The 14,291-nt window shown below is 42.1% G+C and carries 14 protein-coding genes; 11 read left to right on the top strand and 3 right to left on the bottom strand.

Annotated features, from left to right (window positions below; genetic code table 11):
* The first annotated feature begins 1 nt into the window (after window position 1).
* From ACQY3M_RS04210 to cdd, 7 genes are all read left to right on the top strand, one after another.
* Window positions 2-982: a glycosyltransferase family 2 protein gene (locus ACQY3M_RS04210; RefSeq protein ID WP_428066251.1), complete on the top strand. Its 981-nt coding sequence runs from the start codon at window positions 2-4 to the stop codon at window positions 980-982.
* Window positions 983-985: 3 nt separating this feature from the next.
* Window positions 986-1,837: an NAD-dependent epimerase/dehydratase family protein gene (locus ACQY3M_RS04205; protein ID WP_428066249.1), complete on the top strand. Its 852-nt coding sequence runs from the start codon at window positions 986-988 to the stop codon at window positions 1,835-1,837.
* Window positions 1,838-2,830 (top strand): glycosyltransferase, encoded by a 993-nt coding sequence (locus ACQY3M_RS04200; RefSeq protein ID WP_428066248.1) that lies wholly within the window; start codon window positions 1,838-1,840, stop codon window positions 2,828-2,830. It abuts the gene before it with no gap.
* A 12-nt stretch (window positions 2,831-2,842) separates the two neighbouring features.
* On the top strand, window positions 2,843-3,151 hold the full coding sequence (locus ACQY3M_RS04195; protein WP_428066246.1) for a hypothetical protein: 309 nt from the start codon (window positions 2,843-2,845) through the stop codon (window positions 3,149-3,151).
* Window positions 3,105-4,139 carry a glycosyltransferase family 9 protein gene (locus ACQY3M_RS04190; RefSeq protein WP_428066245.1) on the top strand — a complete coding sequence of 345 codons (1,035 nt, stop codon included), beginning with the start codon at window positions 3,105-3,107 and terminating at the stop codon, window positions 4,137-4,139. Before ACQY3M_RS04195 ends, ACQY3M_RS04190 begins: the two co-directional genes overlap by 47 nt.
* An 11-nt stretch (window positions 4,140-4,150) precedes the next feature.
* The gene (locus ACQY3M_RS04185; RefSeq protein WP_428066243.1) at window positions 4,151-5,212 is read left to right on the top strand and encodes a glycosyltransferase family 9 protein; all 1,062 of its coding nucleotides are present in this window, start codon (window positions 4,151-4,153) and stop codon (window positions 5,210-5,212) included.
* 79 nt (window positions 5,213-5,291) lie between these two features.
* Complete coding sequence (cdd, locus tag ACQY3M_RS04180) at window positions 5,292-5,750, top strand: cytidine deaminase (protein WP_428066241.1); 459 nt, start codon at window positions 5,292-5,294, stop codon at window positions 5,748-5,750.
* A 105-nt stretch (window positions 5,751-5,855) separates the two neighbouring features.
* Here the strand turns inward: cdd and ACQY3M_RS04175 are convergent, their stop codons facing one another.
* On the bottom strand, window positions 5,856-6,584 hold the full coding sequence (locus ACQY3M_RS04175) for an SIR2 family NAD-dependent protein deacylase (RefSeq protein WP_428066239.1): 729 nt from the start codon (window positions 6,582-6,584) through the stop codon (window positions 5,856-5,858).
* 237 nt (window positions 6,585-6,821) lie between these two features.
* On the opposite strand from ACQY3M_RS04175, the gene ACQY3M_RS04170 reads away from it, so the two are divergent.
* The 4 genes from ACQY3M_RS04170 to ACQY3M_RS04155 all read left to right on the top strand — a co-directional run bounded on the left by ACQY3M_RS04170 (window position 6,822) and on the right by ACQY3M_RS04155 (window position 12,023).
* Window positions 6,822-8,201, top strand: coding sequence for an MFS transporter (locus tag ACQY3M_RS04170; RefSeq protein ID WP_428066238.1), 1,380 nt, complete (start codon window positions 6,822-6,824; stop codon window positions 8,199-8,201).
* Between the two features lie 285 nt (window positions 8,202-8,486).
* A complete protein-coding gene (locus ACQY3M_RS04165; protein WP_428066236.1) occupies window positions 8,487-9,092 on the top strand; it encodes a LexA family protein in 606 nt (201 codons plus the stop codon).
* A 199-nt stretch (window positions 9,093-9,291) separates the two neighbouring features.
* Window positions 9,292-10,677: a basic amino acid/polyamine antiporter gene (locus ACQY3M_RS04160; RefSeq protein WP_428066234.1), complete on the top strand. Its 1,386-nt coding sequence runs from the start codon at window positions 9,292-9,294 to the stop codon at window positions 10,675-10,677.
* Window positions 10,674-12,023: a basic amino acid/polyamine antiporter gene (locus ACQY3M_RS04155; protein ID WP_428066233.1), complete on the top strand. Its 1,350-nt coding sequence runs from the start codon at window positions 10,674-10,676 to the stop codon at window positions 12,021-12,023. The genes ACQY3M_RS04160 and ACQY3M_RS04155 overlap by 4 nt, the downstream gene beginning before the upstream one ends.
* A 53-nt stretch (window positions 12,024-12,076) precedes the next feature.
* Here the strand turns inward: ACQY3M_RS04155 and ACQY3M_RS04150 are convergent, their stop codons facing one another.
* The gene (locus tag ACQY3M_RS04150; protein WP_428066231.1) at window positions 12,077-13,492 is read right to left on the bottom strand and encodes an MFS transporter; all 1,416 of its coding nucleotides are present in this window, start codon (window positions 13,490-13,492) and stop codon (window positions 12,077-12,079) included.
* Window positions 13,485-14,219 (bottom strand): ion transporter, encoded by a 735-nt coding sequence (locus tag ACQY3M_RS04145; protein ID WP_428066230.1) that lies wholly within the window; start codon window positions 14,217-14,219, stop codon window positions 13,485-13,487. The genes ACQY3M_RS04150 and ACQY3M_RS04145 overlap by 8 nt, the downstream gene beginning before the upstream one ends.
* Window positions 14,220-14,291 lie beyond the last annotated feature (72 nt).

Below are 14,291 nucleotides of genomic sequence, written 5' to 3'. Positions count from 1 at the left end.
AATGTCTATAAAAAACAAACTGCAAATAATAGTAATAACCTATAATAGGGCCCAATTTTTGGACGCTACCTTAAAACAGCTGCTGACCGATAATTCGCCCGTAAAAGATTTTGATATTACCGTTTTGGATAATAACTCCACCGACGATACCGCCGCGCTGGTTAAAGCCTATCGAAAAGAACACGGCAATTTAAAATACAAGAAAAACGCCTATAATTTAGGGCTTGGCGGAAATATCGCCAGAGCGCTGGAAATCGCCGATATGCAATATGTTTGGACCTTGGCCGACGACGATATAATAGATTGGTCCGCTTGGCCTTATTTGGAGGAGGCGGTATCCAACGGCGAGGAAGTCATCTGCGCAGCCAATTACGCTTTAAACGAAGGCGAACAAGATGATATTCCCGCGCTTTTGCAGCAATTTTCTTTCGTATCGTGCGATATATATAAAACTTCCCTATTTACCGATACGACTATGACAAATATTCTAAACAATGTCTATACCCTATTCCCACATTTGGTGCCCGCAATAGAGCATATAAACAAAGGCAAAAAAATATATCTTTTGCCTAAACCTCTTGTAAGCAACGGTATGAAGGCGGATACCGATATTTCTTATATAAGGGGATACGACAACGATTCTTTATATCTAAAGCAAAGATCTATGTCTTGGATAACGGGCTACGCCAATATCATAGCGCAGATAAAAGACAAAAAACTGCGTTATAAAATAATGGCGCGCCCGATAAACAGGGAAATACATAAGGGCTGGCCGCATTTTTATTCGGCTATGTATAACTGGTATTGGAAGAAAGGCAATATCCTGCCGCTGTTGGAAACGGCGCGGCAAATACCCTTGTCAAAACGGATTTTGCTGTTCCTGTATATGATAAGCCCGATTAAACTGACCTCTTCCGACAGAGGATTTTACATACAGATTTTCGGCAAGATAAAAACAAAAATATGGCCTAAAAAGAGATGATTTATGCGTAAAACAATACTGATGACCGGCGCAGGCGGATTTGTGGGGCGTAATTTAAAACCCTTCTTGGAAGATAAAAACTTTAAACTAATCGCGCCAAAAAGCAAAGACTACGACTTTACCGACGCTAAAACCGTAAAGGCTTTGGCCGATACCTATCAGCCCGATTTATACATACTTTCCGGTTTTTACGGGATAAGCGACCCTAAAAATATACCCTCGGACATTGAAAAAAAGAACCTGGCCATATTTGAAAATTTCCTCAAAGCGGCCGACGGGCGCGATATAATAACCTTCGGCTCGGGCGCGGAATACGACAAAAGCCGCCCGATAAAAAAAATCAAGGAAAGCCAATGGGGGGAAGTTATCCCCAAAGATTTATACGGCCGCGCCAAATACAGATTAAGCCAAGAAATACAAAAATACCCCAATGTACTCAATTTAAGGCTGTTCGGCGTTTACGGGCCGTATGAGTTTGACTCCAGATTTATAACCCACGCCTCAAAATGCAATTTGGCGCATAAACCGATAACTATGCGGCAAAATGTCGTCTTTGACTATATCCCCGTAGAAGATTTATGCGAAATAGTGCTGCGCTTCATTGAAAAAAAGCCAAAAGCGAGGTTTATCAACATAACGCCCGACAAAGGCATATCGCTTATGGAAATCGCGCAAACAATAAACAAAATATCTTCTTACAAGAGCGAGATTATATCCGCCAAAGAAGGCCTGGCCAATGAATATACGGGCGATAACACTCTGCTGAAAGGGGAACTGCCGGATTTTAAATTTACATCATACGAGGACGGCATAAAAAGATTTTACGAATATCTCGCCAAAACAACGGAGATTTAAATGGCGTTTACTTCCAAAGACATAGAAATTTTTATTTTTACCAGAAACCGCCCCCAAATGTGTATACAGGCAGTTGAAAGCGTTTTGGCGCAAAAAAGCCTAGGCGATATTTTTCTGCTGGATAACTCTACCGACGACAAAACAGAAGAATTTATCAAAAACTATCCGCAAGTAAAGTATATACGCACTCAGCCCGATAAACCTTTCGCCAATTTTATAACGGCGCAAAGTTTGATGTCTAAGCCCTATACTATGGTATTGCACGATGACGATTTAATCCACCCGCAATATTTGGGCCTCGCCTTAAAAGCTTTAACTAAATACCGGGATATATCTTTTATAAGTGCTAAATCTTTCTGTTTTTATACCAATATCCCACCAAAAGAATATACTATGCCTAGAAGTCTTAACGACAAACATTATCTTATAGACAATCAGGCCGATTTTGCCCTAGGTTTTTGGACGTCACCGTCACCTTCTTGGAGTGGCAGCATTATCAAATCAGAGTTCTATAAAAATGCGGATATCTCACTGCTTCAAAAAAAGTTTGGCAAGATTTTTGATTGGCCTATGATGATAGAAACTATGAAAGTAGGCAAGGCAATAATATTTGTTGATGGGAATTGTATCTTTTACAGATTGCATAAAGGACAAGACAGTTTTAATGAGAGCACCAGTATTTCTATTGAGAATTTAACCAATTGGCTAAAAGTATATAAACATTTTTCCGAAACAAACGATTATTTGCGTAAAGTCTACTTCTTTCAAAGCGTGGGAAACGCAATAACAAATCATACTAAATTTGTTTCTAAAAAAGCGAAAGAAAAACTACCTCCGGAAAAGCTTATCCGTTATTTAACGGATAATAATATTATAACCCCGAAAATGGCCCTATATTATAAATATCGTAAGAATATATTTGCTAAGATATTTTTTCATTACATAAAAAAACAATACAGAAACTATTACAACAAAATGATTAAAAAAATATAAGATATTAACTTTATGACATTCAGAGAATGGAACAGAAGAAAAAACCTCTACCTGCGCGGGCTTAAAGCTAAAATGGGCAAATTCCTTTTTGACAAAAAAAACAAAAACAGATTTAAAACGAACAGAATAAAATACAATAATTACCCAAGAAATATTCACGGCCCAAGAACCATATTGGATTTTAGGCAAACACTATTGTTCGACAGCGCCTTGCTGTTTGACGACATCTGCTATTTCCTAAAATATCCCAAATATTACCTGAGGAGAAAAAAAAGTGAAAGCTATAATCTCAAAAATATTCGCCAGAAAAAAGAAATATGAAGATTTTGATTTTTCCTTGATAAAATCAGTCCTTCTCCGCCCTATCGGCGCAGGGTTGGGCGACGCCGTTATATTAACCGCCGTTTTAAAACAGCTTAAAGAGGCCTATCCTAATATTAAAACGGGGGTTTTGGCAGTCAAAAGAAACGAAATTGTTTTCAGAAACAATCCCTTCGTAGACAAAGTCATAAAAGACAATTTTATCGGCTATTTCTCCAACCGCGGGAAATGGCAGATATTCATAGATTACATTCCATCGTTTACTACAAGAAATATAATTTTTGATTTCATTTTAAAACCTAAATATACAATCTCTTTCCAGAAGAAAGAGAAAAAATATTACAACATAAACACCATACAAAACATAGATTATTACATTCCCGATTTGGCTCGGACACATCTAAGCAAAAGCCTGGAACTGACTCCGTTAAAACCTTATATCAAAACCGCCAATCCCGAATATTCTTTGCCCGAAATCCCAAAAGAATGTGAGGAGAAGGCGAAAAAACTCTTACACAAAGAGAAAGCCAACGTCGTTCTTAGCCCAAGCGGTACGGACAGAAAAATTAACCCGGAAGAAATACGGGAAATTTTAAAATCCGCTTTTGAAGGGAAAGAAGATCAAGTAAATCTAATTATTCCCTTTACGAGGGATTCGACGGAATACATATCCGTTTTACGGGATCTCCTCCCCTCGCAAACGCCACCGCTGAGTACGGAAGAATTCTTCGCTTTAATCAAAAACGCCGATATGATTATCTCCGTCGACAGCGCCGCCGTACATATAGCATGCGCCTATCGCAAAGGCTTGCTCGCTTTTTATTCGGGATGGGAAAGAAATTTTAAACTCTTTGCACCTCTAAAAGCCGATAACGCCATAGCCATTCAATCGGAGATATCGGCCAGTGCTCCAGTAAAAGAAATAAAAGCCCTCCCCGTTGAAAAGGCTGTTGCTTCCATACGAAAGCTGCTTCATAATAAGATATAATATCGGTTATTATGACCTTCAGAGAATGGAACAGAAGAAAAAATTTGTATTTGCGCGGGCTTAAAGCCAAAGCGGGCAAATTCCTTTTTGACAAAAAAAATAAAAACAGATTTACGCCCCACCAGCTAAAGACCATAAAGAAAATCGTATTTTTGAGAAACGATAACAAACTCGGCGATATGATAGTCAACACCGTTGCCTTTAGGGAAATTAAAAAAGCCCTGCCCAAAGCGGAAATAACCGTAATAGCGGGGCCCGCCTCGGCGCAAATAATAGAAAACAATCGCAATATATCCCAAATAATAATATGCAAAAAAGGCCTGCGGCATATAATCAAAACGGGCTTAGCCCTAAGGCGCCAAAATATAGATTTATACATAGATATGGATAAACACCCCACTTTTGATACCTTGCTCCTGCTAAGGCTTATAAACCCTCGTTTCGCGTTCGGGTTTAATAGAGGGGAGTTTAAATCCTATAATCTAGGCTGTACATTTGATTTGGACGGCTCCCATATAACGGCGTGGCACCAAGCTATGTTTAGGACTTTACGCTTGGAAAAGCCCCAAAACATATCTTATGATTTATTTGTACCCAATGCTTTGAAGAAAGAAGCCCTAAAATTTTTATCAAAACTGCCTCACAAAAAAGGCCATATCGCCTTAAACGCTTTCGCGGCAAGCAAACACCGCTGCTTGGGGGAAACTCAAATCAAAGCGCTTTGTGCCGCATTGGATAAATACAATATAATTTTGCTGGGGCAACACGCCAAAACCGAAGCGCTGGCCAATCGGATACAAGCAAATAATCTATTTATAACGCCCCAAGACAATCTATTTATGAACTTCGCCATACTGGCCGTCAGCGATTTGCTGATAACGCCCGATACGGCTTTCGTACACGCGGCCGCGGCTTTGGACAAAAAACAAATTTGTATATACAAGGCAAGCGACAAGGCCAACCAAAAAATATGGGCGCCTTTATCCGATAAGGCGACGATACTGCAGGCGCCGGACGAATTTTCGGAACTTCCTTGGGAAGAAATAGCAAAAGCAACGCTCCAGAAAATTTAAATTCTCCGATACGATATTGTTTAAAAAATTTACGCTCTTTATGCTATAATCTAAAGACACTTAAACAAGGAGCGTATTTATGAAACTTTCCAAAAAGCTTTTGGACGAATTACTATCAAACGCGGCGCAGGCTATGAATAATTCTTACTCTCCTTACTCAAAATTTAAAGTGGGGGCCGCGGTCCTGGCCGAAAGCGGAAAAATATACAGAGGCACAAATATAGAAAACGCCTCCTACGGTCTTACGGTATGCGCGGAAAGGAACGCCATCTTCTCCGCGGTAGTGTCAGGCGAGCGGGAAATAAAGGCATTGGTAATAGTTTTCAGCCAAAAAGATTTAGGCCCTTTAAGCACGCCTTGCGGAGCATGCAGGCAGGTTATGGCGGAATTTGCAAAACCCGATATGCCGATATGTACGGCAGATTTATCATCGGGCAAACCGGCGCGGATATCCTGCAGGAAATTAAAGGATTTCTATCCTTTCCCTTTCACTCCACAAGCTCTGGAAAAACCGACAAAAACTAAAAAGAAGAAATAACGTTCATCAAAAAAATAAAACCCGGCTTGTTAATTCAATCCGGGTTTTTAATAGGTGGCCCCGCCGGGGGTAAGGGCAGGGCCTGTGGAATTTAAAATATACAATTTATTGGAACAGTTTTGCAATCTCCCCAAACAACTCGCCCGCCTTACGTTCGAAGTAAAAATCCGATATCGAATCGGTATAGGTAGATGGCAGGGTGTTTATCTCTATTATTTTAGCCCCGTTTTGCTTAGCCGTCAACGGCAGGGCGCACGCGGGCATTACCTCGCCGGATGTACCTATTACAAGCATAACGTCGGCAGTGTAGGCCAAATCCAAACTTTCCTGATATACCTTAGGATTGATACCCTCTCCATAAAATATAAAATCAGGTTTAAGAAAAGCGCCGCACGCTTTACACGACGGCAGTTCCGCATTTAAATCGACTTCAGCCAAATTGTAGCGTTTCCCGCAGGCGGTACACAGCAAATAATTTATCGTACCGTGGAACTCTTTTACGTTGACGCTGCCCGCCCGCTGGTGCAAATTGTCAATATTCTGCGTTATTATCCCTTTAAGCAGGCCCTTTTTTTCCCAATCGGCAAGGACTTTATGTGCGGTATTTGGTTCGGACTGCCCCATGGAATTGAAAAAAATCTTTTTCATCTCGCGCCAAGACTCTTTTGGATTAGAGTAAAAGAAATTGATATCAATGGCGGAAGGGTCGTAACGTTCCCAAAGCCCGCCCGCGCCGCGGAATGGGGGGATGCCACTCTCCACGGAAATACCCGCACCGGTAAAAGCGACAAGCGCTTTGGCGTTCTTAATAGTTTTTATGGCGTCCTGTAACATATAACGATAAAGTTATCAAATAGGGCGGGAAAAATCAATAGGACCTTTTTTTTATCGCTTTTGACGACGGTAATTTAAATAAAAAAGTCGTTTGTATTTGGGGCTATATTATGTTACAATTCTTTTTGTAGACACAACAACAAGGCAAAAGAAAGGCTTACTTCTCGCCAACTGCGGGGATAATGATGTTTTGTGTTTGTTTTGTCTTGTTCTTGTATATTATAGACAGGAGAAAGTATGTTATCAAAGTTTATCAACTGGATGAAGCCTCTCAAAGATGCTGACCAAAGATTAACAGACGAAAAAGTAATAAAAAGAACATATACGATGTGGCGTATAAAGATGTTCTTCGGCATGTACTTCGGCTACGCGCTCTTTTACTTCACAAGGAAAAACCTTGACTTCGTAAAACCTGCGCTTAAAGACAATTTCGGTTTTGACGTAATACAATTAGGTATTATCGGCACGACCATCTACGCGACTTACGGCGTAGGCAAGTTCCTCAGCGGCGTAATGGCAGATAAATGCAATATAAGATCCGTAATGGCTTTGGGTCTGTTCTGCTCTTCGTTGGTAAACTTGGCCTTTCCGTTCCTGCCCGATTTGCAGGCTTGGGTAGCCAAAACCCATATGACTATCCCCTTGGTAGGTTTCGCGGCATTTGCATGGGGTTTAAACGGTATTTTCCAGTCCATGGGGTTTCCTCCGGTCGCTAAAGGTTTGGTCTATTGGTTCTCCCCCAGCGAGAGGGCGACCAAATGGACTTTATGGTCATCCAGCCATACGTTCGGCGCGTTCTTCGTCGGCGTATTGATAACATATTTACTTAAATTCGACTTGTGGAGAATGGCGTTCATCATACCTGCAATTATGGGTATCTGCTACAGCATTTTCCTGTTGTTCTTCCTTACCGATAAACCGACCACCGTCGGTCTGCCGCCTATCGATGAATATAAAAATGACCCTATGCCAATTAAGAAAGATACCGGCCTTACCCACTGGCAAGTTCTTAAAAAACACGTATTCGCCAACCCGTTCCTGTGGGCTTTGGCGCTTTCTTACGTATTCGTTTACTATGTACGTTTCGCCACTTTGGACTGGGGTACCTTATTCTTGGTGGAAGATAGAGGCTTCGCTCAGGATGCGGCCGTTTCCGCTTTGAAATGGATGCCGTTCCTCGGTATGCCGGGCGGTATCGTAGCGGGCTACTTGGCGGATAAATTCTTCCAGGGCCGCTGCACCCAGATGAACTTAATCTATTTGGCTATTTTAGCCGCCAGCTGCTGGGGATTTTATAAAATCGCCGGCACCGACGCTTTCTTCTGGACGTCCTTGTTGGCAGCTTTCATCGGGTTCTTCGTAGACGGCCCCCAAAACTTGGCCGGCGGCGTTCAAACCAGCCGTATCGTAACCCAGGAATCCGTATCCGCGGCCTGCGGTTTTACCGGTATGTTCGGATACTTCGGCGCTATGCTTTCCTCAAGCGGCGCGGCTTTTATAAGCAAGCATTATGGTTGGCAGGGTGTATTTATATCCTGCATCATCGCTTGTTTTATAGCCGGTATTTTGATTTCCATCACGTGGAAAAAGGAAGCTGCACCGGACGCCCACAAATAATAAAAGTCTTTTTAAAAGCCCCCGTTCAAGCGGGGGCTTTTTTTATTCTCATAATTCCGTATAAAAATATATTGGCAGTATAGAAAATATGCCCCCCTATAAAACGCAAATATTTCCAAAAACTATAACGAGCTATATTTATAAGGATATATAAACCTTTGGGATATCTTCAGAATAATTCCAGAAAAATATTGCAAATATTAAATTTTTTTATTATATTATTAGAACAATATATAGAACAATTAAAACAATAAAATCTTTTCACTTTGCAATTAGAGGGATAGTATGAAGAAACTTCATCCAAACCAAGAGAAACTTCTAAAACTTCTAAAGGAACACCAGGATAATCCTCTCACGATGGAAGAGCTCGCCTTGCAAATGGATATTTCCAGCAAGAGCGTGGTTCACTATCATATAACCCAGCTGGAAAAGAAAGGCTATATAACGCGCAGCGCCGCAAACTCCCAGCAGTATTATATAAAGAATACGGAGGATAATGTCCTCTATCTGCCGCTTTACGGTATGGCCAAATGCGGCCCAGCCGGTACAACACTAGACGGCACCCCTAGCAGAGTTGTCCCGGTGGATCCGTCTATGGTGAATTTCCCTGTATCTAAAGGATTTATGGTGGAAGCGAAGGGGGATTCCATGACGGAGCTTATACACCCCAAAGATTGGATAATAGTGGAAAAGAACGACGCCCCGCGCGAGCGCGATGTTATAGTCTGCTCCAATAACGGCGAAACGATGATAAAACGTTTCGTCCCCGATAAACGCAGCGGCAATGTCCTTTTGGTATCAGACAATAAACATTATGCCCCCATAATAGCCGATAAGGAATCTTTTAAGATAGCTGGGATTGTTAGGAGCGTGTTAAAAAGAGGTTTGTAAAAAAAGGGAAAGAGGGTAAAAAAGAGTTCCCGCCGTTGGGGGACTCTTTTTTATTGCAGTTTTAGATATTATATACAGCGCAAGGAGCTTTAAAAATATTGAAAAAATATATAAAAGAAAATATCAAAATTTAGTAAAATTTTTATTAGCGTTTTTTTAAACGCTTATTTTTTTATTGGGAGGTGTAAAGTTACGAGAGATGAAAGAGTATCCTGACGAAGCGGCTGTAAAAACAGACAAAAATTATACCGTTAAACTCACTCTTTGGGGTTTAATCGGAGTGGTAATAAGTTCTATGATAGGTTCGGGCGTTTACTCCCTGCCGCAAAATATGGCGCAGGGCGCGGGCGCGGCCTCTATAATAGCGGCCTGGCTGATTACCGGGCTGGGAATGTTCTGCATAGTGTATACTTTTCATCTTTTGGCCAAAATCAAGCCGGAAATGGCTTCCGGGATATATGCCTATGCGCAGGAAGGCTTTGGGCCGGGGGCAGGCTTTTTTATAGCGTGGGGCTATTGGCTTTGCAATATATGCGCAAATACGGGGCTTGCCGTAATTTTGATGGAAGCTTTAAATTATTTCTTCCCGCCGTATTTCGAGGGCGGAAACAATTTAAACTCGCTTTTGCTTTCCACCGCGATAATATGGCTGTTTTATATTTTAATTCTCCGAGGGATAAAAACCGCCACGATAGTCAATTTCATAGGTACCTGTTTCAAATTGGTGCCGGTATTCATCTTCATCGCCGTATGTTTAATAGCTTTTGACCTCGACACAATAAAAACCGACATACTAAACACCATACATTCACCGGAGTTCAGCTTCTCTTTTATGATGGCGGAAATAAAGAATACCATGCTGGTAACGATATGGGCTTTTATCGGGGTGGAAACGGCGGTGGTATTATCCAGCAGGGCGAAACGGAAAAAGGACGTTTCCTGCGCCACCTTGGGCGGCTTTCTTATCTGTCTGATATGTTATATTCTTATCTCGCTTTTGCCGCTGGGCATACTGCAAAGGGGGGCGGTAGCGGCTTTTCCCAACCCCTCTACGGCGGGCGTATTGGAGCAAATTATCGGCAAAACCGGCGGACTGATAATGATATTGGGGCTTATGGTATCGGTTTTATTTTCTTGGCTGTCCTGGGTAATAATCTCTACGGAAGTGCCATTCAGCGCGGCGGGCAAGGGCTTGTACCCAAAAGCCTTCTTGAAAGAAAACAAAAAAGAAGTACCGGTGTTTTCGCTTCTGATAACCACTATTACCACGCAAATAACTTTGTTGATAGCCTTCTTTTCCGCCGACGCGTGGAATACCATGCTCAGCATTACCAGCGTTATGATACTGCCGGTATATTTTATAACGACATTGTACCTGTTTAAAATATCACGCAAGAAGAAATTCAGCCAGACCTGTAAAGTCAGCCGTCCCAAAGCGATATTTATAGGCTCTGTCGGGATAATATACTCTTTATGGCTGATTTATGCGGCCAATCTCAAATATTTGGCGATGGCGGTTATATTCTTCGCCGCGGGCATACCCGTATATTGGGCCGCCGCCAAACAAAGAAAGGAAAGCAAATGAAAACCTCAATGAAACTTGGCATAGCGGGCCTTTGCGGGCTTGTCGTAAGCTCCATGATGGGATCGGGCGTATTCTCGCTTCCGCAGAATATGGCCGCGGCCGCCCCGGCCGACGCCGTACTTACGGCATGGATTATAACCGGGCTGGGTATGTTCTTTATAGCAGAAACCTTTAGAATATTATCCAACATTAAGCCGAAGCTGACGGCAGGTATATTCGCCTATGCAAAGGACGGGTTCGGCAAAAGGACGGGCTTTTTTATCGCTTGGGGATATTGGCTTTCGAACGTATTTTCCAATATAGCGATGGCGGTAATCATGATGGAAGCCTTAAATTACTTCTTCCCGCCGTATTTCGAAGGGGGGAACAATTTAAATGCGCTTCTGCTTTCAAGCCTGATAATATGGTCTTTTATGATCTTGATAAGAAAGGGTATAAAAACGGCGGCTTTGGTGAATTTATTTGGCACGATAGCAAAAATTATGCCGCTGATATTTTTTATAATTGCGGCTTTCGTAATGTTTAAGTGGGACGTCTTCAAAGAGGCTTTGACGGCCAATATTCTATCGGGCTCTTTCAGCGTAAAAGAGTTGATGGGAAATGTCCGTTCCACTATGGTGGTAACGCTGTGGTGCTTTATCGGGATAGAATCGGCGGTGGTGCTCTCCGGCAGAGCAAAAAAGCAAAGCGATGTAGCCAAAGCCACTTTGTTGGGATTCTTGTCCTGTTTGGCCGTATATATGTTAATTTCCCTGCTTCCTTTCGGCTTTTTGGCAAGAGAGGACATAGCCTCCTACGCCAATCCTTCGACCGCCGGGGTATTGGAGGCGGCGATAGGCAAGGCGGGTGCGATTATAATGAATTTGGGCTTGATTATATCGGTGCTTTTCGCTTGGCTTTCTTGGGAGTTGATCTCAATAGAAGCGCCTTACGCGGCGGCAAAAGAGGGCACATTCCCCAAAGCCTTCGCCAGGGAGAACGAAAACGCCGCGCCGACTTTCTCTCTACTCATTACCACGATATGTATGCAGGCGGCCCTTTTTATAGCGTTTTTCTCGGCAAATGCTTGGGAAACCATGCTAAACATAACCGCCGTAATGATTTTGCCCGCCTATCTGGTAACCACTATCTATTTGATTCAAAACGGCCGCAGAAAACATTATAAAAGCGAGTGGGGGATAAGCCGCGTCAAAATAATGATTACAGGAATATTGGGCTCCATATATGCGATATGGCTGATTTACGCGGCCAATCTTAAATATTTGGCAATGGCGGCAATATTCTTTGCGATAGGAATACCGATATTTCTAAAAGCGAAGAAAGAGAGGCTATCAACCCGTTCTTAAAAAATAAAACCGCTTGCTTTTTGGGCAGGCGGTTTTGCTTTTCATCTGGCAAATTAAAGCAGCTTTCTATCGGGCTCCTTGCCGAGATACGATAGAACTCCCGCCGCGGCCGCGGTAACTATCGCCAAAATCAAAGTTAAATGATAGGCCGATATAAACGCAGAAATATGGTCCGCCCCGCCATTTTGAAACAAATTAAGCAAACCGTCAAAAATATTCACCGTAAGAGCCACCCCCACGACTATCCCCGTATTCCTCGCCAAAGAGTTTAAACCGCTGGCGTCATTGTAGTATTTTCGTTCTATCGCACTCATTATGCTGTTATTATTGGGAGAATTAAACATTCCGTTACCTATACCCAATATCATTTGTCCAAGAATAATTTGATATTCCTTAAACTCCGCCCCCAATCCCATATACCACAATAAACCGCAGATAACTACTATCATCGAACAAACGGTAAGTTTCCTTGAACCTATTTTGCCAGAAAGCCAACCGCTTATCGGCGCCACAACTATCAAAGGAACAGAGTAAAACAGTATTAAAGTACCCGTTTTGAACGCGCTTAAACCGTATATATCCTGCAAATAAAACGGTATCAGCAGGCCGTTGACGTTGATCGCGATGAACACCAACATCATCGCCATATTGCCGTAAGCAAACACCTTGTTGGAATATAAACTCAAATTTAAAAGAGGGGTTTTGGTTTTTCTTTCGTGTCTGTAAAGCACTATGCCCAATATAGCCGAGAGCGTTAACATAAACAATATGTGCGGGCTGGTAAAACCGGCTTTTTCAGCCAAAGAAAGCGCGGTAAAGAAGCACATGCTCAAAACTATAAACAGAATGGCCGAATTTAAGTTTATTTTACCTAATTTGCGTCTTTTTACGCTTGGCAGCGTCTTATATGCGAAATAGGCGCCAAAGGCCGCCAAAGGCAAATTTATGTAGAATAAAGACTGCCAGCCAAACGCATCCAAAAGCATACCGCCCAAACTAGGCCCCGTTATATTGCCCAAAGCCACTACGGAGCCTATCATACCCAAAAATTGGCCCCGCTTCACACCGGTGAACATACTCGCCACCACGCCCTGCGCCAAAGCAAACAGCATCGCCGCGCCCAAAGCCTGTATAAAACGAGATACTATCAAAGCCAAAAGAAAAGTCGAACAAGCGCATAATAAGGAGCCTGCCCCAAAAAGCATAAAACCCCAGCTGTATACCCTGTTCTGTCCATATTTGTTGCCCAACTTGCTGCTTATGGGCAAAATGCTTACTATCCCCAAACAGTATATTGTTACTATCCACTGTATTTCTATCAGGCCGACATTAAAATATTTCGACATCACCGGCAAAGCTATATTTACCACGCTGGAATCCAGCGCGCCTATAAAATTGCCTATAACCACTATGAAAAAAGCAAAAGTTCTGTTCCTTGTGTAGTTCTCTATAAATCCGCCATCAGGCATTTTCCTTCTTCTCCTTGGCGGCCTTGCGCGCATTCATAAAACCAGAAGAAAATATACCGGAATATACCGCAAAAAGCATTATCCCGGAAAACGCCGTGAGTATCTTAAGGAATTTCCCCGCCTGAGTTACAACCGATATATCCGCGCCCGCCTGACAAAAAGTCATAGCCGTAAACCAAATGGCGTCATATATATTCTTAAAAACTTCAGGTTGGGCCGTATGTTCGAAGTAATAAATCAAAAATGAGTTTATAGTAAGCAGAAAACCCATAACAAAAGCAGTGGTTACCAACGAGTCCATATTCTGATATATTACCTTCAGCATCAATTTAAGCGGCTGGGAATATTCTACAAGTTTCAATATTCTGAAGAGTCTTAAAAATCTAAGCGCTCTTAAAGGCTTAATGTTGATGTATACCATCGGAACTATAGCCAAAAAGTCTATAATCATTTCGGGGCGAAGGGCAAAACGCAGACGGCTGCCCTTGTAATACGGAGATAAATCCGCCGTCCAAAGCCTTAAAATATATTCAATCGAAAATACTATCGTTATAAGAAGATCGCAAAATTCTATCGCGATAATATCATCTGGCGTAAGACTGCCGGAAAGCGAAAAAATCGAAAGCGGGATATTGAGGAATATCAATACCAATATAAAACTTACAAACCAGCCCGCGTTAAGCAGAGCGTAAGCTCTTTTTTTTATTTTTCTGTATAATTCAAGCATATTGTTAATACCCCCTTAAATTATATTAAATAAATCTGGCAAAGACCGCAAGGCAGAGGGGGGATTCCAAAA

Source organism: Candidatus Proelusimicrobium volucris (assembly GCF_959605025.1).
Taxonomy (GTDB): Bacteria; Elusimicrobiota; Elusimicrobia; order Elusimicrobiales; family Elusimicrobiaceae; genus Proelusimicrobium; species Proelusimicrobium volucris.
The sequence above is the reverse complement of the archived record's forward strand: the minus strand, read 5'-3'. Positions and strand labels throughout refer to the sequence as shown.

Bases quoted from the DNA above. Each gene is read 5' to 3' on its own strand.
- ACQY3M_RS04210 (WP_428066251.1), top strand. From the start codon at position 2: ATGTCTATAAAAAACAAACTGCAAATAATAGTAATAACCTATAATAGG.
- ACQY3M_RS04205 (WP_428066249.1), top strand. From the start codon at position 986: ATGCGTAAAACAATACTGATGACCGGCGCAGGCGGATTTGTGGGGCGT.
- ACQY3M_RS04200 (WP_428066248.1), top strand. From the start codon at position 1,838: ATGGCGTTTACTTCCAAAGACATAGAAATTTTTATTTTTACCAGAAAC.
- ACQY3M_RS04195 (WP_428066246.1), top strand. From the start codon at position 2,843: ATGACATTCAGAGAATGGAACAGAAGAAAAAACCTCTACCTGCGCGGG.
- ACQY3M_RS04185 (WP_428066243.1), top strand. From the start codon at position 4,151: ATGACCTTCAGAGAATGGAACAGAAGAAAAAATTTGTATTTGCGCGGG.
- cdd (WP_428066241.1), top strand. From the start codon at position 5,292: ATGAAACTTTCCAAAAAGCTTTTGGACGAATTACTATCAAACGCGGCG.
- ACQY3M_RS04175 (WP_428066239.1), bottom strand. From the start codon at position 6,584: ATGTTACAGGACGCCATAAAAACTATTAAGAACGCCAAAGCGCTTGTC.
- ACQY3M_RS04170 (WP_428066238.1), top strand. From the start codon at position 6,822: ATGTTATCAAAGTTTATCAACTGGATGAAGCCTCTCAAAGATGCTGAC.
- ACQY3M_RS04165 (WP_428066236.1), top strand. From the start codon at position 8,487: ATGAAGAAACTTCATCCAAACCAAGAGAAACTTCTAAAACTTCTAAAG.
- ACQY3M_RS04160 (WP_428066234.1), top strand. From the start codon at position 9,292: ATGAAAGAGTATCCTGACGAAGCGGCTGTAAAAACAGACAAAAATTAT.
- ACQY3M_RS04155 (WP_428066233.1), top strand. From the start codon at position 10,674: ATGAAAACCTCAATGAAACTTGGCATAGCGGGCCTTTGCGGGCTTGTC.
- ACQY3M_RS04150 (WP_428066231.1), bottom strand. From the start codon at position 13,492: ATGCCTGATGGCGGATTTATAGAGAACTACACAAGGAACAGAACTTTT.
- ACQY3M_RS04145 (WP_428066230.1), bottom strand. From the start codon at position 14,219: ATGCTTGAATTATACAGAAAAATAAAAAAAAGAGCTTACGCTCTGCTT.